22 protein-coding genes are annotated in these 19,766 nt (G+C 70.5%); 11 read left to right on the top strand and 11 right to left on the bottom strand.

Annotated features, from left to right (window positions below; translation table 11 throughout):
* Positions 1-66: 66 nt before the first annotated feature.
* Complete coding sequence (locus ASG29_RS17540) at positions 67-255, bottom strand: cupin domain-containing protein (protein ID WP_235532867.1); 189 nt, start codon at positions 253-255, stop codon at positions 67-69.
* Between the two features lie 353 nt (positions 256-608).
* On the bottom strand, positions 609-1,349 hold the full coding sequence (tpiA, locus tag ASG29_RS10525) for a triose-phosphate isomerase (protein WP_055983508.1): 741 nt from the start codon (positions 1,347-1,349) through the stop codon (positions 609-611).
* Positions 1,350-1,560: 211 nt separating this feature from the next.
* On the opposite strand from tpiA, the gene ASG29_RS10520 reads away from it, so the two are divergent.
* Together ASG29_RS10520 and trpE are read left to right on the top strand one after the other, a co-directional pair.
* Positions 1,561-3,498, top strand: a complete 1,938-nt coding sequence (locus tag ASG29_RS10520) for a peptidylprolyl isomerase (protein WP_055983506.1) — start codon at positions 1,561-1,563, stop codon at positions 3,496-3,498.
* Between the two features lie 144 nt (positions 3,499-3,642).
* A complete protein-coding gene (gene trpE, locus ASG29_RS10515; protein WP_055983504.1) occupies positions 3,643-5,136 on the top strand; it encodes an anthranilate synthase component I in 1,494 nt (497 codons plus the stop codon).
* Between the two features lie 65 nt (positions 5,137-5,201).
* Here the strand turns inward: trpE and ASG29_RS10510 are convergent, their stop codons facing one another.
* Complete coding sequence (locus ASG29_RS10510; protein ID WP_082515912.1) at positions 5,202-5,645, bottom strand: hypothetical protein; 444 nt, start codon at positions 5,643-5,645, stop codon at positions 5,202-5,204.
* A gap of 120 nt (positions 5,646-5,765) precedes the next feature.
* Between ASG29_RS10510 and ASG29_RS10505 the strand changes: the two genes are divergently transcribed.
* The 4 genes from ASG29_RS10505 (at position 5,766) to moaC (ending at position 8,627) form a co-directional block, all read left to right on the top strand.
* Positions 5,766-6,338 carry an anthranilate synthase component II gene (locus ASG29_RS10505; protein ID WP_055983502.1) on the top strand — a complete coding sequence of 191 codons (573 nt, stop codon included), beginning with the start codon at positions 5,766-5,768 and terminating at the stop codon, positions 6,336-6,338.
* Positions 6,335-7,315 carry an anthranilate phosphoribosyltransferase gene (trpD, locus tag ASG29_RS10500; RefSeq protein WP_055983500.1) on the top strand — a complete coding sequence of 327 codons (981 nt, stop codon included), beginning with the start codon at positions 6,335-6,337 and terminating at the stop codon, positions 7,313-7,315. Before ASG29_RS10505 ends, trpD begins: the two co-directional genes overlap by 4 nt.
* The gene (gene trpC, locus ASG29_RS10495; RefSeq protein WP_055983498.1) at positions 7,312-8,091 is read left to right on the top strand and encodes an indole-3-glycerol phosphate synthase TrpC; all 780 of its coding nucleotides are present in this window, start codon (positions 7,312-7,314) and stop codon (positions 8,089-8,091) included. The genes trpD and trpC overlap by 4 nt, the downstream gene beginning before the upstream one ends.
* Positions 8,092-8,162: 71 nt before the next feature.
* On the top strand, positions 8,163-8,627 hold the full coding sequence (moaC, locus tag ASG29_RS10490) for a cyclic pyranopterin monophosphate synthase MoaC (RefSeq protein ID WP_055983496.1): 465 nt from the start codon (positions 8,163-8,165) through the stop codon (positions 8,625-8,627).
* Between the two features lie 36 nt (positions 8,628-8,663).
* Here moaC and ASG29_RS10485 read toward each other — a convergent pair whose 3' ends face one another.
* Together ASG29_RS10485 and ASG29_RS10480 are read right to left on the bottom strand one after the other, a co-directional pair.
* The gene (locus ASG29_RS10485; protein WP_055983494.1) at positions 8,664-9,575 is read right to left on the bottom strand and encodes a cobalamin-binding protein; all 912 of its coding nucleotides are present in this window, start codon (positions 9,573-9,575) and stop codon (positions 8,664-8,666) included.
* Complete coding sequence (locus tag ASG29_RS10480) at positions 9,575-10,111, bottom strand: hypothetical protein (protein ID WP_055983492.1); 537 nt, start codon at positions 10,109-10,111, stop codon at positions 9,575-9,577. Before ASG29_RS10480 ends, ASG29_RS10485 begins: the two co-directional genes overlap by 1 nt.
* A gap of 249 nt (positions 10,112-10,360) precedes the next feature.
* On the opposite strand from ASG29_RS10480, the gene ASG29_RS10475 reads away from it, so the two are divergent.
* Positions 10,361-11,542 carry a molybdopterin molybdotransferase MoeA gene (locus ASG29_RS10475; protein ID WP_055983490.1) on the top strand — a complete coding sequence of 394 codons (1,182 nt, stop codon included), beginning with the start codon at positions 10,361-10,363 and terminating at the stop codon, positions 11,540-11,542.
* 60 nt (positions 11,543-11,602) lie between these two features.
* Positions 11,603-12,268, top strand: a complete 666-nt coding sequence (gene lexA / locus ASG29_RS10470) for a transcriptional repressor LexA (protein WP_055983489.1) — start codon at positions 11,603-11,605, stop codon at positions 12,266-12,268.
* Between the two features lie 149 nt (positions 12,269-12,417).
* Here lexA and ASG29_RS10465 read toward each other — a convergent pair whose 3' ends face one another.
* The 4 genes from ASG29_RS10465 to ASG29_RS10450 form a co-directional block, all read right to left on the bottom strand.
* Positions 12,418-12,867 carry a hypothetical protein gene (locus ASG29_RS10465; RefSeq protein WP_055983487.1) on the bottom strand — a complete coding sequence of 150 codons (450 nt, stop codon included), beginning with the start codon at positions 12,865-12,867 and terminating at the stop codon, positions 12,418-12,420.
* A 9-nt stretch (positions 12,868-12,876) separates the two neighbouring features.
* Positions 12,877-13,434, bottom strand: coding sequence for a hypothetical protein (locus ASG29_RS10460; protein ID WP_156457976.1), 558 nt, complete (start codon positions 13,432-13,434; stop codon positions 12,877-12,879).
* Between the two features lie 15 nt (positions 13,435-13,449).
* Positions 13,450-13,758, bottom strand: a complete 309-nt coding sequence (locus ASG29_RS10455) for a PadR family transcriptional regulator (RefSeq protein ID WP_082515910.1) — start codon at positions 13,756-13,758, stop codon at positions 13,450-13,452.
* A 209-nt stretch (positions 13,759-13,967) separates the two neighbouring features.
* Complete coding sequence (locus ASG29_RS10450) at positions 13,968-16,100, bottom strand: ComEC/Rec2 family competence protein (RefSeq protein ID WP_200932428.1); 2,133 nt, start codon at positions 16,098-16,100, stop codon at positions 13,968-13,970.
* A gap of 29 nt (positions 16,101-16,129) precedes the next feature.
* On the opposite strand from ASG29_RS10450, the gene gltX reads away from it, so the two are divergent.
* Genes gltX through ASG29_RS10435 form a run of 3 tightly spaced genes read left to right on the top strand, consistent with a single transcriptional unit; the run spans position 16,130 to position 19,039 of the window.
* On the top strand, positions 16,130-17,542 hold the full coding sequence (gltX, locus tag ASG29_RS10445) for a glutamate--tRNA ligase (RefSeq protein ID WP_055983481.1): 1,413 nt from the start codon (positions 16,130-16,132) through the stop codon (positions 17,540-17,542).
* Positions 17,543-17,553: 11 nt separating this feature from the next.
* The gene (gltA, locus tag ASG29_RS10440; protein WP_055985443.1) at positions 17,554-18,837 is read left to right on the top strand and encodes a citrate synthase; all 1,284 of its coding nucleotides are present in this window, start codon (positions 17,554-17,556) and stop codon (positions 18,835-18,837) included.
* Between the two features lies 1 nt (position 18,838).
* Positions 18,839-19,039, top strand: coding sequence for a hypothetical protein (locus ASG29_RS10435; protein ID WP_055983478.1), 201 nt, complete (start codon positions 18,839-18,841; stop codon positions 19,037-19,039).
* Between the two features lie 21 nt (positions 19,040-19,060).
* On the opposite strand, the gene ASG29_RS10430 is transcribed toward ASG29_RS10435, so the two are convergent.
* Entirely contained in the window at positions 19,061-19,483 is a 423-nt protein-coding gene (locus ASG29_RS10430) for a DUF1178 family protein (RefSeq protein WP_055983476.1), read from the bottom strand.
* Positions 19,480-19,737, bottom strand: coding sequence for a glutaredoxin 3 (grxC, locus tag ASG29_RS10425; RefSeq protein ID WP_055983474.1), 258 nt, complete (start codon positions 19,735-19,737; stop codon positions 19,480-19,482). The genes ASG29_RS10430 and grxC overlap by 4 nt, the downstream gene beginning before the upstream one ends.
* Between the last annotated feature and the right edge of the window lie 29 nt (positions 19,738-19,766).

Below are 19,766 nucleotides of genomic sequence, written 5' to 3'. Positions count from 1 at the left end.
CGCCGCCCTCTGTGAGACCCCCTCCCCTCCCCCCGACCCTCTCCCCACAGGGGAGAGGGAGGGAGATCACCGCACCCCGTCCACCAGCACGAACGCCACCCGCGCCATCTTTCCCGACCGGTTCTCCCACGAATGCGCGGTGCCGCGCTGGACGAGCACGTCGCCCGCGGTCAGCAGCGCCTCGTCCTGGTCCATCACCGCCCAGATCTCGCCCGACAGCACCAGCGCATAGTCGACCGTGTCGGTGGTGTGCATCCCCGCCGACCGGGCGCTGCCCGCGTGATGGTCCGCATCGGGATAGAGCAGCGCGAAGACTTTCGCCGCCAGCGCCGCCTGCTCCTCCTTCGTGCCCGTCGCGGGCGGGAAGTCGATGACGCGAAAGACGGTGCCCCCGGCGGGCGGCAGGACGCCCTTGTGCGCGACGATGTCGTCCGCCGCCCCGACCGGCGCGGGCGCGGCGCCCGTCCGCCAGATGTTGTCGCTGCGGAACGGCGATCAGGGCAGCGCGAAGCCCGCGGGCGACGGCCCCGCCTCCGCGATATAGGAGCGCCCGTCCGCGTCCGTAGCGGTCACGACGCGGCGGACGGGGGGCAGCGGCACGAGGTCGCTCATGCCGCGCCCTCGATGATCGGGACGAATTTCGCGGCGGTCAGGCTGGCGCCCCCTACCAGCGCGCCGTCCACGTCCGGCGTCGCCAGGATCGCGCGCGCATTCTCCCCCGTCACCGACCCGCCGTACAGGATGCGCACGCCATCCGCGGCTTCGCCGATCAGGTGCCGCATCTTCGCCCGCGCGATCGCGTGGATCGCGGCGATATCCTCCAGCGTCGGCGTCCGCCCGGTCCCGATCGCCCAGCGCGGCTCATAGGCGAGCGTCAGCCAGTCGCCGGTCGCATTCTCGGGCAGCGACTTCTCGATCTGCGCCTGCACCACGCGTTCGGCACGGCCCGCGTCGCGCTCCGCCTCGGTCTCGCCGCAGCACAGGATGACCGACAGGCCGTTGCGGTGCGCCGCCGCCGCCTTGGCCCAGGCATCCTGGCTCGTCTCGCCCTGGTCGCCGCGGCGTTCCGAATGGCCCACGATCGTGAAACGCGCGCCCGCCTCGACAACCATCGCGGCAGAGACGCAGCCCGTGTGCGCGCCGCCGTCCGCCTCGTGCACGTCCTCTGCGCCGATGCTGAGGCCCGGCACGCGTTCCGCGGCGGGCGCGATGAGGGTGAAGGGCACCGCCACCGCCACGTCCACCTGCGGTTGCGCCGCCGCCGCCGCCGCGATCGCATCCAGCTCGGCCAGCGCCGCGCGGCTGCCGTTCATCTTCCAGTTTCCCGCCACCAACTTGCGTCGCGTCATGCCATCCCCTCTCGCCTGACCAATGCCCCACATCCGTTCGCCCTGAGCGACGTCGAAGGGCATGCGTCCACGGTCGCGCATGGGCTTCGACGTCGCTCAGCCCGAACGGAGGGGGCAGGATCGTCACGGCTGTAACAAGCGACCGCGCTTGATGCCACCGCCCCCGCCCCCTAAAGCGTCGTCCACCTCATAAATCCGGTCCCACGCCCCCATGCTCAGCTTCGTCCGCCGCCTCATCAATTCGAAGGTGGGCTATGTCATCACCTTCGGCATCCTGGGCGTGATCGCACTCGCCTTCGCGGCCGGGGACATCACCGGCATCGCGGGCAGCGGCGGCGCGCTGGGCGGCGATGCGGTCGCGGTCGTCGACGGCCGCTCGATCGGCAGCGCGGACCTGCGCAAGCGCGCGCAGGACGAATTGCGCTTCGCCCGGCAGCAGCAGCCCGAGGCGGACATGGCGCAGCTGGTCAATGCGGGCGGGGTCGAATCGCTGCTGGAGCGCATGGTCACCGGCGCGGCGCTCGAATCCTTCGGCGAGGACCAGGGCCTGCGCGTCAGCCGCGCGCTGGTGGGCAGCGAGTTGCGCAACATCCCCGCCTTCCGCGGTCCCACCGGCCAGTTCGACCAGGCGCAATACGAACGCGCCATCGGGCAGCAGGGGATGACCGACGCACAGGTCCAGCGCGACATCGGGCGCGAGATCATGACCCAGTTCCTGATCGTCCCCACCGTCGGCGCCAGCCAGGTGCCGCAGTCGCTGGCGCTTCCCTACGCCTCCCTGCTGCTGGAACGGCGCGCGGGACAGGTCGCGCTGGTGCCCTACGCCACGATCCCCGTCGGCGCCGCGCCGACGGATGCGGAACTGGCGCAATTCTACCAGCGCAACGTCGCGCGCTACACCGTGCCCGAGCGGCGCGTGATGCGCTACGCCGTCGTCACGCCCGCCGGCGCGGCGGGGCAGGCGCCGACGGACGCGGAGATCCAGGCGGCTTATGCCGCCGATCGCGCCGCCTACGCCCCGCGCGAGACGCGGACCGTCACGCTGGTGACCGTCCTGGACCAGAAGGCGGCCGCCACGCTGGCCGCGACGGTGAAGGGCGGGACGACGCTGACCGCCGCGGCACGGACCGCGGGGCTGGAGCCGCGCACGATCGAACGCGCGGACAAGGCGTCGCTGACGCAACAGGCGGGCGCCGCGGTGGCGGATGCCGCCTTCGCCGCCGCGCCCGAGGCGATCCTGGGCCCCGTCCGCGGCCAGATCGGCTTCGTCGTCGCGCGCGTCGACGCGGTCGCGCAGGTTCCGGGCAGGACGCTGGACCAGGTCCGCGCCGAACTGGTGACGAAGCTGACCACGCAGAAATCCGCCGCCGCGCTCCAGAAGACGCGCGACGCGGTGGAGGATGCGCTGGCGGACAATTCCAACCTGGCCGAAGTGGTCGCGGACCAGAAACTGACCGCGCAGGTCACCGCTCCGCTGCTGTCGAACGCCGCCGACCCCGACCGACCCGCGGCCAAGCCGGACGCGACGCTGACCGCGATCGCGGCGGCGGGCTTCGCGGCGGAGGAAGGGGACACGCCCACGACGGTCCCGATCGGCGAGGACGGCGGGTTCGCGGTGGTCGGGCTGGACCGGATCGTCCGTGCCGCGCCGCGACCGCTGGCGCAGGTCCGCGACCGCGTCGCCGCCGACCTCATCGCCGACCGACGCAACCGTGCGGCGCGCGATGCCGCGAACCGCGTCGTCGCGCTGGTGAACAAGGGCACGTCGCTGGCCGACGCCTTGCGTCAGGCGAACGTCCGCGGCCCCGCGCCGCGACCGCTCGCCGCCAGCCGCTCGCAGCTTCAGGCCGGGCCGCAGGTCAACCCGCTGCTCGCGCTGATGTTCTCGATGAAGCAGGGCAATGCGCGCACGATCGCCTCGCCGACCGGCGACGGCTGGATCGTGATGCGGCTGGAACAGGTCGTCCCCGGCGATGCGCGCCGCGTGCCCGGCATCGTCCAGGCGACCCGCGCCGACCTGGGCCGCTCGATCGGGCAGGAATATGTCCAGCAATTCGCCCGCGCGGTCGCCGCGTCGGTGGGGGTCAAGCGCAACACGGGCAATGTCGACAAGCTGAAGAAGGACCTGCTGGGTGCCGGCGAGCAGTGACCTGTTCCCCGGCGAAGGCCGGGGCCCAGTTGCAACGCAATCGAACTGCCATTCTCCCTTTCCCCTTCAGGGGAGTGGGGCGGGCGTCTTACCGAAAATTCGGCCCGTGACTCTCCCACTCGCAACCCTTTCCGCTTCGCCGCGATGATAACCTCCGCCACCGAACTGGCCGCCGGGCGTCCCGCGCTCGTCTGGCGCCGCCGTATCGCGGATACCGAAACGCCGGTCGCGGTCGCGCTGAAGCTGATCGAGCCGGGGCGCGGCGATTTCCTGCTGGAATCGGTCGAGGGCGGTGCGGTGCGCGGGCGGCATAGCCTGATCGGGCTCGCGCCCGACCTGGTCCTGCGCGCGCACGGCCATGCGGCGGAGGTCAACGCCCGCTGGCTGACCGACCGCGACGCATTCGTCCCGCACGAAAAGCCTGCGCTGGAGGCGCTGCGCGACCTGGTCGCGTCATGCCGGATGGACGTCGCACCCGAACTGCCGCGCGCACTCGCCTGCCTGGTCGGCTATTTCGGGTACGAAACGATCGGGCTGGTCGAGGACCTGCCGCAACCCGCGGCGGATCCGCTTGGCCTGCCGGGCATGATGATCGTGCGGCCGACCGTGATCCTCGTGTTCGATCGCCTCGCCGACGCGCTGTTCCTCGTCGCGCCGGTCTGGCCCGACGCCGACCGCACGCCCGACGCGATCGTCGCGGAGGCGGAGGCGCGGCTCGACGCGGTCGAATCGCGCCTCGCCCACGACCCGCTGCCCCCGCGCGTGCTCGCCGACGCGGCGGACATCGCGCCGCATGCGACGATGCCGCCCGGCGACTATGCCGCGATGGTGGCGCGCGCGAAGGAGTACATCGTCGCGGGCGACATCTTCCAGGTCGTGCTGGCGCAGCGTTTCACCGCGCCCTTCCCGCTGCCCGCCTTCGAACTGTATCGCGCGCTGCGGCGGATCAATCCGTCGCCCTTCCTGTATCACCTCGACCTGCCCGGCTTCGCGCTGACCGGTTCGAGCCCCGAGATCCTGGTCCGCGCGCGCGACGGGGAAGTGACGATCCGCCCGATCGCGGGCACGCGGCCGCGCGGGAAGACCGCGACCGAGGATGCCGTCAATCGCGAAAGTCTGCTCGCCGACCCGAAGGAACGCGCCGAGCATCTGATGCTGCTGGACCTGGGCCGCAACGACGTCGGCCGCGTGGCCACGCCGGGCAGCGTGACCGTGACCGACAGCTACGGCGTGGAATTCTACAGCCACGTCATGCACATCGTATCGAACGTCGTCGGCGCGCTCGATCCCGCGCACGACGCGATCGACGCGCTGCTGGCGGGCTTTCCCGCGGGCACCGTATCCGGCGCGCCGAAGGTGCGCGCGTGCCAGATCATTGCCGAGCTGGAGCCCGAACGGCGCGGTGCCTATGCCGGCGGGGTCGGCTATTTCTCGCCCGACGGCAGCATGGATTCGTGCATCGTCCTGCGCACCGCGGTGGTGAAGGACGGCCGTATCCACGTGCAGGCGGGCGCGGGGATCGTGGCGGATTCGGACCCGGCGTCGGAACAGCGCGAGTGCGAGGCGAAGTCGGGCGCCCTGTTCGCCGCGGCGCGCGAGGCGATCGCGCGGGCGAGCGAGCCGGGGTTCGGTCAGTAGCGGTCAGGTCCCCGCGACGGCACGCACCCGATCCGGGCCGCCGCCGTCGCGGAAGCGCGTCGCCGTCAATCGCCCGACGACGCCGCCGCCGACCCGCCGCCGGGGATCAGCGAATCGTTCCTTTCCGCCGCGCGCCGCTCCGCCGCCCAGGCGCGCGCATAGGCCTGCGCGCACCCGGTCTGGCCGCCGGTGCCGACCGCCGAGCAGGTGTTGGGCAATCCCGCCGCCGCGCGCGACACCTGCTCGGCCGTGACGGTACGGTTCGCCCATGCCTGATTCTGCGCGGCGGGTTCGGCGGTGTTCCGCATCTCCTTCGGGATGCGATATTGCTCGTTCGGGCTGATGCGGCTGCACACCACGATCTCGTCCGCCGCCGCCTTCGGGCATTGCTGCTCGCCGGTCAGCTGGACGTTGCGGATGCGCTGCGGTGTCTGTGCGGAGGACAGGGCCGGGAGCGCGACGACCGCCCCGGCGAGAAAGGCGGCGAGGCGAAAGGGACGACGGCGCATGGGGCAACTCCTTGTGGGCAGACAACGCGGTCCCGCCCGCTTTTCTCCGCCGCGACGTTTCCCCACCGTTGCATCGCCGCAATAGTTTGCGGCTCCCGATGCAGCCGCTATGGCGCCGCGATGATCTTCGTCGTCGACAATTACGACAGCTTCACCTGGAACCTGGTCCATTACCTGATGGAACTGGGCGTGGAGGTGCGCGTCGAGCGCAACGACGCGCTGAGCGCGGGCGACGCGCTGGCGACGGGGGCGGACGCCTTCCTGATCTCCCCCGGCCCGTGCACCCCCGACGATGCGGGGATCAGCCTGGACCTCGTCGCCGCGTGCGCGGACGCGCGCCGGCCGCTGCTGGGCGTGTGCCTGGGTCATCAGTCGATCGGGCAGCATTTCGGCGGAAAGGTGGTCCGCGGCGGCCTGATGCACGGAAAGACCAGCCCGATCGCGCACGACGGAACCGGCGTGTTCGCGGGCCTGCCCACGCCGTTCACGGGCACGCGCTACCATTCGCTGGTCGTAACCGATATTCCCGATGCGCTGGCGGTAAACGCCACCGCGCCGGACGGCAGCGTCATGGGCCTACGCCACCGCGACCTGCCGATCCACGGCGTGCAATTCCATCCCGAAAGCATCGCGACGCAGCACGGGCACGACATGCTGGCCAGTTTCCTGACCATCGCCGGGATCGGGCGGTGACGCTTCCCGATCCGTCCCGCCCGCTCGACCGCGACACCGCGGCGCAGGCGTTCGCCGACCTGCTGGATGCGAAGACCAGCGAGGAAGCGGTGGCCGACTTCCTGATCGCGCTGTCCGAACGCGGCGAGACGGCAGTGGAGATCGCGGAGGCGGCGCGCGGCCTGCGTGCCCGGTTGCTTCCCATCATCGCGCCCGCGCAGGCGATCGACGTCTGCGGTACGGGCGGCGACGGTCAGCATACGCTGAACGTCTCCACCGCGGTCAGCCTGGTCGTCGCCGCGGCGGGCGTGCCGGTCGCGAAGCACGGGAACCGCGCCGCCAGTTCGAAGGCGGGCGCGGCGGACACGCTGGAGGCGCTGGGCCTCGACATGGATCGCGTCGGACGGAATGCGGAGGCGACGCTGAACGACCTCGGCATCTGTTTCCTGTTCGCGGCCAACCACCATCCGGTGATGAAGCGGATCACGCCGATCCGCCGTCGCATCGGGCGGCGGACGATCTTCAACCTCATGGGCCCGCTCGCCAATCCCGCCGGCGTCACGCGCCAGCTGATCGGGATCGCGCGGCCCGATTATGCGCCGGTCTATGCCGACGCCTTGTCGCAGCTGGGAACGCAGGCGGCGTTCGTCGTCGCGGGCGAGGAAGGGCTGGACGAGATTTCGGGCGCGGGGCCGACCCTGGTCGAATCGATCGGCGCCGCCGCGCTGCCGACACGCATCGCGCCCGAGGACGCGGGCCTCGCGCGGCATCCGACGCTCGCGATCCGCGGCGGGGATCCGGCCTATAACGCCGCCGCGCTGTGCCGCCTGCTGACGGGCGAGCGCGGCGCGTACCGCGATGCCGTCCTCCTCAACGCCGCCGCCGCGCTGGTGCTGGCGGGCGAACCGGACCTGATCGCCGGTGCCGCCCGCGCCGCGCGAGCGATCGACGACGGCGCCGCCAACGACCTGCTCGACCGCTGGATCGCCTACCGATGACCATCCTCGACACGATCCTGGCCACCAAGCGCGAGGAGGTCGCCGCCCGGAAGGCCGCGAAGCCCGACCTTGCCGGGCGCATCGCGCGGCAATCCGCGCCGCGCGGGTTCAAGGCGGCGCTGGACGCCACCGCCGCGTCGGGGCGTCACGCGCTGATCGCCGAGATAAAGAAGGCCAGTCCGTCGAAGGGCCTGATCCGCCCCGACTTCGATCCCCCCGCCCACGCCCGCGCCTACGAAGCGGGCGGGGCAACCTGCCTGTCGATCCTGACGGACGAGCAGTATTTCCAGGGCAGCGACGATTATCTGGTCGCAGCGCGCGCCGCCTGCTCCCTGCCCGTCATCCGCAAGGACTTCACGATCGACCCGTGGCAGGCGGTCGAGGCGCGCGCGCTGGGCGCCGACGCCATCCTCCTCATCATGGCCGCATTGTCCGACGATCAGGCCGCGGAATGCGAGGCCGCGGCGCTCGACCACGGCATGGACGTGCTGGTCGAGGTCCACGATGCCGCCGAGATGGATCGCGCGGCGCGGTTGAAGTCACGCCTGATCGGCGTCAACAACCGCGACCTGCGGACGTTCGAGGTGCATTTCCAGCGCACCTACGAACTCGTCGGCAACGCGCCGGAGGAGTGCACCTTTGTCGCCGAAAGCGGCCTGACCACGCGCGCGGACCTGGACGCGATGGCGAGGCACGACATCCGCTGCTTCCTGATCGGCGAGGCACTGATGCGGCAGCCCGACGTGGAGGCGGCGACGCGCGCCTTGGTGTCCTGACTATCGCCGCTGCGAAGGCGGGGGCGAAGGTCAGGCTGGACCAACGCGCCCCCACCCGCCACGGTGGCGGCATGTCCCTCACCCACATCGACGCCGCCGGCGCCGCCCGCATGGTCGACGTCGGCGCCAAGCAGCCGACCCGACGCGAAGCCACCGCCACCGGCCGCATCACGATGTCCGCCGCCGCCGCCGCCGCGATCCGCGACGGTAGCGCGAAGAAGGGCGACGTTCTGGCCGTCGCGCGTGTCGCGGGCATCATGGCGGCGAAGCGGACCAGCGACCTCATTCCCCTGTGCCACCCGCTGCCGCTGACGAAGGTCACACTCGACCTGACCGTCGGGGAGGCCGCCGTCACCGCCACCGCGCTCGCGGCGACGGACGGGAAGACAGGCGTGGAGGTGGAGGCGATGACCGCGGTGTCGGTCGCGCTGCTGACGATCTACGACATGGCGAAGGCGATCGACAAAGGCATGACGATCGAGGGTGTCCGCCTGCTGGCCAAGAGCGGCGGGGCGTCCGGCGACTGGCGAGCGTGAACGTTCCGTCACCCCGGATCGGGTCCGGCATGACGGTCACCGCAACCGCATCCACCCCATACCCGCGTCCACGCCCGGCCCGGCCGCCAGACACGCGGCGATGATCTCCGCCGATTCGATCAATCGCGGCCCCGGCCGGTTGAAGAAATGGTGCCCGTCCGCCACGAACACGCGCCCCGCGCGCACCGCCGACAGATCGCGCCACCCGTCACGTTTCACCACCGGGGACAGGTCCGCCAGCGTCTGCGGGATTTGATAGCCGCACGGCATGAAAACGATCACGTCCGGGTCCGCCGCGACCAGGTCGTCCCATGCCAGCCACGGCGAATGCTGCCCGACCGCGGTGAACAGCGGATCGCCGCCCGCCAGCGTCACCAGTTCGGGCACCCAGTTTCCCGCCGCCATCAACGGCTCGATCCACTCGATCGACGCCACCCGTGGGCGCGCGCCGACCGGGGCGGCGAAGCGCGCCAGCCGTTCCTGCACGCCTTCCAGCGCGCGCTCCGCCTCCGCTTCCATGCCCGTCGCCGCGCCGACGCGGCGGAAGTCGCCCCACACGTCGTCCAGCGTATCGGGCGCCAGCGACAGCAACGTCGGCGCATTGCCCTGCCATTGCGCCAGCGCCTCGACCAGGTCCGCCGGCGTCACCGCGCACACCGCGCATTGCGATTGGGTCAGGATCACGTCGGGCCGCAACGACCGCAGCAGCGGCGCATCGACCGCGTACACCGACAGCCCCTGCCGCACGATCTCCTGCACCCGGTCGTCGATCTGGCGCGACGTCAGCCCCTTCTCCAGCTTCGTCGACGTGCACACCGGCAATTGCGCGACGAACGGCGGGAAGTCGCATTCGTGCGAGCGCCCGTACAGGCGGTCGCCCAATCCCACGGCAACCGCGATCTCGGTCGCGCTGGGCAGCAGCGATACGACCCTGGGCTTCGCCGCCATCAGGCCCGCGCGGCCCGGCGGCCGAACAGCGTCGGCGCGATATGCGCGAGGCCAAGTCCCAGCGCCAGCAGACCGCCCGCCCACGCGGCATCGTTCATCAGCAGCCGCGCGACGATCCCGACGGTGAACGTATCGGTTCCGCCGACCACGGATGCGAACCCGAACAGCCCCAGCTGATTCACCGCGAAGGCCATCCCGAATGCGGCGGCGACCCGCCCGGTACGCAGCGCGCCGTCGCCGATGACGCGCGCCGCGACCAGCATCGCGGCAAGGCTTGCGATCCCCAACGCGATGCCCCAGCCGATGGCGTAGCCGTCCGGCGGATAGCCCAGCAGCCCGAACCCCAGCAACTGGTTCGCCGCCCATGCGCCGATAACCGTCACCACCGCCTGCCCGCGTCGCATCGTCGCCGCCGCGACCAGCGCGATTCCGACGAACGGCATCATGCACGCGATCGCCAGCGATCCCAGTACCGCCGCGCCCGCAAGCGTCGCCGGCCAGGCGACCGCTTCCACACTGCCGTCCCGATCCATCATCGTCCATCCCGATCAAAAGCGTCGGGCGCGCAGATGCCGCAGAACCGTCCTGCCTGCAAACCATCCGTCTCCGCCGCAAGGGCTCGCGCGGAATGCCGCTTATCCAAACAGTCATGTCGGACGCGATGCGCCGTCCACTGGCGTCACCGGTCAGCCTAACCTGGGAGGCCGGATCGGCATGACGACAGTACAAGGCCGCCCGCTCGCCTGCCCCTCGACGCCCGCGGCCCAGCCCCCTACCCCGCCGACATGACCCTCCTTCCCGTCTCCGACGCGCAGGCCCGCGTCCTCGCGCTCGCCACGCTGGTCCCCGCCCGCGACGTATCCCTTGTCGATGCGCTGAACCTTTACGCCGCCGCGCCCGTAGTCGCCCGGCGTACCCAGCCCGCGCGCGACCTGTCGGCGATGGATGGCTACGCGCTGCGGTTCGCCGACCTTCCCGGCCCGTGGACCGTCGTCGGGGAAAGCGCCGCGGGACGGCCGTACGACCTTTCCGTCGGCGCGGGGGAGGCCGTCCGCATCTTCACCGGCGCCGCGATGCCGCCCGGAACCGACACGGTATTGGTGCAGGAAGAGGCGCGGCGGGAGGGGCATCGACTCCATCTCGACGGCGAGGGCCCGCCCTATGTCGGCCGCAACACCCGTCCCCACGGGCTCGATTTCGCGGCAGGCGATACGCTCGTCGCGGTCGGCGAACGCCTGACGCCCGCCCGCCTCGCGGTCGCGGCGACCGGCGGCGTGGCGACGATCGCGGTCGCCCGCCCGGTGCGCGTCGCCATCGCCGCGACCGGCGACGAACTGGCCGAGCCGGGCGGAGCGGGAGCCGATCAATTGCCCGAGTCCAACCGCCTGCTGCTCCGCTCTCTGCTCGCCGAAACGGGGGCGGAGATCGTCGACCTCGGCATCCTGCCGGATCGGCTCGACGCGTTGACGGCGGCGTTCGCGGACGTGCAGGCCGACGTTCTGGTCACCACGGGCGGTGCATCGGTCGGCGACCACGACCTGGTCCGCCCCGCGTTGCAGGCGGCGGGCGTCGCGCTCGATTTCTGGCGGATCGCGCTCCGCCCCGGAAAGCCGATGCTGGCGGGCCGTCGCGCGGACGGAATGGTCGTCGTCGGCCTGCCGGGGAATCCGGTCTCCGCCTTCGTCACCGCCCTGTTGTTCGTCCGCCCGCTGGTCGCGCATGTCGCAGGCGCCGCCGATCCCTTCCCCGCCGCCGTCGCCGCGACGCTGGGCGAGGACCTGCCCGCCAACGGCCCGCGTACCGACTATCTGCGCGGCGCACTCGTCGACGGGCGCGTCCACGTCGCCGCGATCCAGGACAGTTCGATGCTGATGACGCTGGCGCGGTCTACCTGCCTCGTCGTCCGCCCGCCGCATGCGCCCGCGGCGAGCGCAGGCGACTCGGCGGAAATCCTGATGATCGCTTGACGGGGACGATTCCGTTCCATATTGGTTCCGCGTCTGTTCGCCAAACAGGGAACCCGGGACATGCTTACCCGCAAGCAGCACGACCTCATCTGCTTCATCCAGGACCGCCTCGCCGACAGCGGCGTGTCCCCCTCGTTCGAGGAGATGAAGGACGCGCTGTCGCTGAAGAGCAAGTCGGGGGTTCACCGTCTGATAAGCGCCTTGGAGGAGCGCGGCTATCTGCGCCGCCTGCCCAATCGCGCCCGCGCGCTCGAGGTGCTGAAGGTACCCGAGCGGCCGGAGGCGAAGCGTGTTCCGACCCCCCGCGCCCGCCCCGCCGCCGCCCCGCCGCAACCCGCGAACGACGTGATCGAGATCCCGCTGCACGGCCGCATCGCGGCAGGCGTGCCGATCGAGGCGTTCGAGGGCAGCACGATGCTCCCCGTCCCGGCCGCCTTGCTGGGCGCGGGCGAGCATTTCGCGCTGGAAGTGGCGGGCGATTCGATGGTCGAGGCGGGCATCCTGGACGGCGACTATGCGCTCATCCGCCGGCAGGAGGTCGCCCGCGACGGCGAGATCGTCGTCGCGCTGATCGAGGATGCGGAAGCGACGCTGAAATACTTCCGCCGTGAGGGCGCGATGGTCCGCCTCGATCCCGCCAACCGCGCCTACGACCCGCAGCGCTACGCACCGGCGCAGGTGCGCGTGCAGGGGAAACTGGCGGGGCTCCTGCGGCGGTACGATTGACGGCAAAATGGTCGCTGAAGTGTTCCGGCGCGCGCGCACGGCGTCGCGTCGGTTGCCTTGCCGGCCTTGCTGAGCAGGATCACAGATCGGCTCTGTCGGGACCAGTCAAATGGCTGCTTCTGGGACCGTCCCTGACCTCCGGCACGCGCTTATGCGGGCGGCAACGAGGCGGTCGATCGAAGGCTCGGCCACGCCTGCCACGTCCCTATCGCATAGGTTACGCCGTAGCATAGAGCGACAAGCGAGCTGACGACCGCGAAAGTGTCGACCAGGTGCGGCTTCAGCGCGAGCAGAGGGATGAGTGCCAAACCGCGAAGCAGATAGACGCCGGTGATGAGGACCAACGCCGTTCGCAGCAACGGCATACGCCGAACGACACCCGCAGCGGAAAACGCGTACAGCGCCCAGATGGCGAGGACCGTCGCGATCGCGGCGGTGACCAGACCGGGCATCGCCGAGCCGCGCTCCGCCGCCCGCGCCATTTCCTCCCCGGCGCCGAAGAACCGATACCAGTTCGGGCCACCGACGATAGTGGCGACGTGCAACAACGATGCGGTCGCGCTCAACACACCCGCCGCGACCAACCAGACGTTCCTCATCGATTCAACTCACATGCGCGTGATCGTCGGAAGCGTCCCGACACGGATCATGAAGACGCCGGCCAACAGGATGGCAGTCCAGATGCCGATCCCTTCGATGGCCAGGGCTTGATACAATCGCGCATCAATCCAACCGCCTGCCGGGCCGGGCCCGGACGACGTAAAGGCATAGGCGAGGACATAGATGGGGAGCACCGAACGGGCGATTTGCACCAGGGCCATCGGTCCCCGCAGGTAGCCACGCAGTGCCGCTGCTGCGAAAAGGACCGAGGTCAGCGTGAAAACCACCGTGCTTTGGTGATGGGCGGCGATCATCCGTTTCGTCATCAGCGCCGATAGTAGCGAGATCGCCAGCATCCCGGCGATCGTGGCGAACTGCATCGATCGCGCGGCGAAGGACCGGGAGAGAATCCGTTCCTTGGCCGCCCCCCAGACGCATCCGATCGCAAACGTCAGCGCGGCGCCGTCGTCGTCGATCGCATCAACCTCGGCTTTCATCGCGGCTGCCCATGATGCGCGATCCGCGGGAAGCAGGGCTGCGCACCACCCGACGAGCATGAGCGCCATGGAGCGACCGAGCGTTCATGCCGTTGCTCCGATCATCCGAGGCCCGTCGACGTCCGCCTGCGCCAGGATCGACCGGGCGAAGTCGCGACCCGCATTGGTAAGCCGATAGGCATGGCGGGGGGCCCGGGCGGGCGGGACGGGCGGACGCCATTCGGACTCGAGCAGTCCGTCATCAGCCAGCCTCATCAGCAGCGGATAGAGCGTGCCCGATTTGAGCCGCGTTTCCTGAAGCAGGTCATAGCCGTGGCGCCACATATCCGGCCGCGCGAGGAGCGCCTCGAAAAGGAAACGCGCTTGTCTGGAGGTATGAGGACGCCGTGACATGAGCAATAATCTATATATGTAGATAATGGAAGTCAATCGACCGATCAGGTCGGGGAATGCGGTAATGGCCGCGGCGCGATTCTACTTTCCGGCCACCGGCACCGGTCACCGTTTCCCGAAACCCTCCGCCGGGCGCGGGGTTACGGAACATCGCCAATGAAATCGGGAACGACAGACCGGGTCGCGCGAGTCAGCATCGCCTCTAGGACCTACCGTCCGCCGCGGCCACCCGCCTCAGCCGGGCTGACCCATGGATGTCGGTCCCCCGCCGTGCGCACCGTCGCGACCCGCCCGGTCGCGAAGGTTACCGCCACCCCGCCCGTCCGGACCAGCATCGCGCGGTCCAAGGTCAGCCACCGCGCCCGGCAGGTGCGGGGGACACGGCGCTCGCTCACCACCACGTCGGCACGGCGGCATAACGCCACCAGGTTGCGCACGGGTACGAAATGCCGGCTGCGGGTCGCCAGCACGCGCCGCCCCGCCACCGCGATCCAGCACAGATCGGCATTGCATCGCGCTGCGGACACGTCGGACAGCAACGCCGGTTCCCCGTCCACCCCGCCACCCTCGGTCAGGGCGTCGCGGACATAGTCGCCCGCGCGGTCGCGCAGGATCGCCACCCTGCCGTCCGCCGTCCTCACCCCCAGATGCCGCCCGTCCCCCGTCACCACCAGGTCCGGTGCGGGGGTCGCCAGCGCCCATGCCGCACCGATGGCGAACGGTACGATTCCCCAGCGCCGCATCCGCGTGCGCCACAGCGCCAGCCACAAGCCCCCGGCCACCATCAGCGCGAAGGCAGAGCCCGGCATTCCGGGGACCGCAGTCACCGCGCCCGGCGCCGCCGCGACCGTCCGGGCGATCCATAGCAGCAGCGCGATCCCCTGCCCGGTCACCCACCACCAGGGCGCCCCCAGTCCGAGCGCGTCCAGGATCAGTGCCAAGGCCTCGGCAGGCATCACCACGAACGTCGTCAGCGGGATCGCGACCATGTTGGCCAGCGCTCCGTACACACCGGCCTTGTGGAAATGGAACGCCGCGATCGGCATCAGTGCCAGTTCGACGACCAGTCCCGTCAGCAGCAGCGACCCGACGGCCCGCCCCGTCCGTCGCCACCACGCTTCACCGCGCGGCGCGAACCAGTCGCGGATGCGCGGATGTTCGTACAGCACCACGATGGCGGTCACGGCGGCGAAGGACAATTGGAAGCTCGCCCCCACCAGCGCCTCGGGCCAGGTCACCAATACGACCAGTGCGCCGAACGCCACCAGCCGCATCGTGATCGCCTCGCGCCCCAGCGCCAGCGCCACCAGCACCAGCAAGGCGGCGACACAGCTGCGGATCGTGGGCACCTGTCCGCCCGCCAGCCAGGTATAGCCCACCGCCGTCACCGCCGCCGCGCCCGCCGCGACGACCGGCACGCGCCCGGTCAGCGCGACGCGGCGCGACAGCGCCAGCAGACGCGCGACCAGCAGCATCGTCAGTCCCACGACGGCGGTGATGTGCAGCCCGCTGACCGACAGCAGATGCGCCAGCCCGGCGCGACGCATCGCCTCGGCATCCTCCTCCCCGATCCCGCCCGTGGCGCCGGTGACCAGCGCCGCCGCGATGCCGCCCGCGCTGCCCTCCAGCCGATCCTCGATATGCCGGGTCAGGCGTTGCCGCAGCCCCGCCTCCGCCGCGCCCGGCCGCAGGACCTGCACCGGTACGAACCCGCGACCGGTTGCCCCCAGTTGGCGAAACCACGCCACCCGGGCGAAATCATAGGCGCCCGGTACCGCAGGCGGGGGCGGCGGCATCAATCGCGCGCGCAGCCGGATCGTCGCCCCGGCGGTGAGGGTTTGCGGGGTGTCGGGGTCGGGCAAGTTTACGCGGATGCGTCGGGGGGCCGGCGATGGGGCGGGTGCCGCCCACGACAGGTCCGCCATCGTCAGCCGGACCAGACCGCGCGCGGGCAGCGGCTCGATCTCCGCCACCCGTCCGGCGACGTCGACGATCGCCGTGCGCGCCAGCACCGGTGCCGCCACCCGGTCCGCGCGCGACCACGCCAGCGCGACCCCCGCCGCGATCCCCATCGCCGCACACGCCACGACCACGGACGCACGGCCGCCCTGCGCCGTCGCCAGCGCCGCGGACGCCAGTGCCAGCGCGGCCAGCAGCACGGCCGTCCACGCCCGCGCATCGGGAAGCACGAACCACGCCGCGATCCCCGCCCCCAGCATCACGGGAATCCAGGCCGCCAGCTGGTCGCGCTCCGCCTCCAGCCCGCGCTCGATTGCGTCCCGGCCCGCGATTTGTCGCGGCGGGGCAGAGTTGCTAGGGGCAGGCACGGCGGAAGAAGCCATCGACTCATCCAGACTGGGAGCAAGCGCGCGTGAGCGCAACCGACATCACAGGCGGCCGCCCGGTCGTTACCCGCTTCGCGCCGTCGCCGACGGGGTTCCTCCATATCGGGGGTGCCCGCACCGCGCTGTTCAACCTGCTGTTCGCGCGCCACCACGGCGGGAAATTCCTGCTGCGGATCGAGGATACGGACCGCGCCCGCTCGACGCAGCCCGCGATCGACGCGATCCTGGATGGGATGCGCTGGCTCGGCCTCGACTGGGACGGCGATGCGGTGTTCCAGTTCGCGCGCGCGGACCGCCACGCCGCGGTCGCGCGGGCGATGGTCGACGGCGGTCACGCCTATCGCTGCTACCTGACGCAGGACGAGCTGGCCGCGATGCGGGCCGAGGCGCAGGCGGCGAAGAAGCCGCTGCGCATCCGCTCGCCCTGGCGCGACCGCACCGACGGCCCGCTCGACCAGCCGCACGTCGTCCGGCTGAAGGCCCCGCTAGACGGCGCGACGACCATCCACGATCGCGTGCAGGGCGAGGTGACCGTCCAGAACGCGGAACTGGACGACCTGGTCCTGCTGCGGTCGGACGGGACGCCGACGTACATGCTGGCGGTGGTCGTCGACGATCACGACATGGGCGTCACCCATGTCATCCGCGGTGACGATCACCTCAACAACGCCTTCCGCCAGCTGCCGATCTACTGCGCGAACGGATGGCCCGAGCCGGTGTATGCCCACATCCCGCTGATCCACGGCAGCGACGGCGCGAAGCTGTCCAAGCGGCACGGCGCGGTCGGGATCGAGGCGTATCGCGACGACATGGGCATCCTGCCCGAGGCGCTGGGCAATTACCTGCTTCGCCTGGGCTGGGGCCATGGCGACGAGGAGTTCATCACGCGCGAGGATGCGATCCGCTGGTTCGACCTCGATTCGGTCGGCAAGTCGCCCAGCCGCTTCGACATCAAGAAGCTGGAGAACATGAACGGCCACTACATCCGCGCCGCCGAGGATGCGCGGCTGGCGGAGATGGTCGCGGACCGGCTGGGCCTCGCCCCCGACGACGCGCGGCGGGCGCCCCTGCTCGCGGCGATGCCGGTGCTGAAGGTGCGCGCCGCGAATATCGGCGATCTGGTCGACGGCGCGGGTTTCCTGTTCGTGTCCCGTCCGTTGCCGATCGCGGACGATGCGGCGCCGTTGCTGGGCGGCGAGGCGCCGATGCTGCTCGCCCGGCTCCACGCCGCGCTTGACGCGCTGCACAACTGGGATACGGAAGCGCTCGAAGACGCGGTACGGAAGGTCGCCGAGGATGCGGGCGTGAAGCTCGGTCAGGTCGCCCAGCCGCTCCGCGTCGCCCTTACGGGACGCAGGACGTCGCCCGGCATCTTCGACGTGCTCATCCTTCTGGGGCGCGACGAGGGCCTGGCCCGGATCGCGGACCACATCGCCTGATGGAGACGATCATGACCGACGCCGCCAAATTCTCGCTCGGGGCCGCGGATTTCGAATATCCGGTCCTGTCCGGTTCGGTCGGTCCCGACGTGGTCGACATCCGCAAGCTGTACGGACAGACCGGGGCCTTCACCTACGATCCCGGCTTCACCTCCACCGCATCGTGCCAGTCGAAACTGACGTATATCGACGGCGACGAGGGCGTGCTGCTCCACCGCGGCTATCCCATCGGCGAGCTGGCGGAACAGTCCAGCTTCATGGAGGTCGCGTACCTGCTGCTGAACGGCGAGCTGCCCAGCGCGGACGAGCTGTCGGGTTTCGACCGCACGATCACGCGCCATACGATGGTGCACGAGCAGCTGGCGACCTTCTTCCGCGGTTTCCGCCGCGACGCGCATCCGATGGCGATCATGTGCGGCGTCGTCGGCGCTCTCAGCGCCTTCTACCACGATTCGACCGACATCCACGATCCCAAGCAGCGCATGATCGCGTCGCACCGGCTGATCGCGAAGATGCCGACGATCGCGGCGATGGCGTACAAGTACAGCGTCGGTCAGCCGTTCCTGTATCCCGACAATTCGTTGTCCTACACCGGCAACTTCCTGCGCATGACCTTCGGCGTGCCGGCGGAGCCGTACGACGTGAACCCGGCGGTGGAGCGGGCGATGGACCGCATCTTCATCCTGCATGCCGATCACGAGCAGAACGCCTCGACCTCGACCGTCCGCCTCGCGGGCTCGTCGGGCGCGAACCCGTTCGCGTGCATTGCGGCGGGCATCGCCTGCCTGTGGGGCCCGGCACACGGCGGCGCGAACGAGGCCGCGCTGAACATGCTGCGCGAGATCGGGACGCCGGACAAGATTCCGGAATATATCGCGCGGGCGAAGGACAAGAACGATCCCTTCCGCCTGATGGGTTTCGGCCATCGCGTGTACAAGAACTACGATCCGCGCGCGACCGTGATGCAGAAGACGGTGCGCGAGGTGTTCGAGGCGCTGAACGTCAGCGATCCCCTGTTCGAAACCGCCTTGCAGCTGGAGCAGATCGCACTGAACGACGAATATTTCGTCGAGAAGAAGCTGTTCCCGAACGTCGATTTCTATTCCGGCGTCATCTTGTCCGCGATCGGTTTCCCGACCGAGATGTTCACGGTGCTGTTCGCGCTGGCCCGCACCGTCGGCTGGGTCGCGCAGTGGAACGAGATGATTACCGATCCCGATCAGAAGATCGGTCGCCCGCGCCAGTTGTATACCGGCCCGACGCAGCGCGCCTACGTTCCTGTCGGCGAGCGCTGACATGCGGCGGTTCCGGTCGGTCCTGACGGTCGTGGGCGTCGCGCTGGCGCTCATCGGCCTGCTGTGGATCGGCCAGGGACTGGGCTATATCGCCTGGCCGCGATCCAGCTTCATGATCGACCAGGCGATCTGGGCCAATTATGGCGCCGCGGTCGCCGCGCTCGGCCTTCTGCTGGTGCTGGTGGCGCGCCGGATCCGCTGAGCGCGGGTTCGGCGGCGGCGGTCAGTTCAACGCCTTCGGCGGGGTGACGGGCAGCAGCAGGGGGGCGACGGGAACGCCGTCCTCCAGCAGCGCGCGCGCCTCTTCCCGGGTCGCCTGTCCGTGGATCGTGACCGGTTCGGCCGCGCCATCGTGCATCGCGCGCGCCTCTTCCGCGAACCGGCGTCCGACCCAGCGCGATCCCGTCAACGCCTTCCCCTGCGCGGCCGCGATTTCCGCCAGCACCGCCTTCAGCCGCGCAGACGCGGACGTTGCGTTACCCTTCGCCGTGACGCGGGGCGCCATGACCGCCTTTGCGACGTCGCCGTCGCCGCACATCGGGCAAGCGATCAGACCACGATCGCGCTGATCCTCGAACGCCGCGCTCGACGCGAACCATGTCTCGAACACATGGCCGCCGCCGCAGCGCAGGTCGAACACGATCATCCCGCCAGCAACGGATCGAGGTCGCCCGCGCGTTCCAGCGCGGCAAGATCGTCCGACCCGCCGATATGGCGACCATCGATGAAGATCTGCGGCACCGTGGTGCGCCCGTCCGCACGCTGGATCATCGCGTCGCGCGCATGGCGGTCGAGCGTGATGTCGGTCTCCTCGACCGCCACGCCCTTCGACGCCAGCAGCGCCATCGCGCGGGAGCAATAGGGGCAGAAGGCCTTGGTATAGATTTCGATGCGTGCCATCCTCCCAAAATGTGGTCGCGGCGGTCCCA

The organism is Sphingomonas sp. Leaf412 (genome assembly GCF_001425405.1).
Taxonomy (GTDB): Bacteria; Pseudomonadota; Alphaproteobacteria; order Sphingomonadales; family Sphingomonadaceae; genus Sphingomonas.
This window is presented reverse-complemented; position numbering and strand designations above follow the sequence as displayed.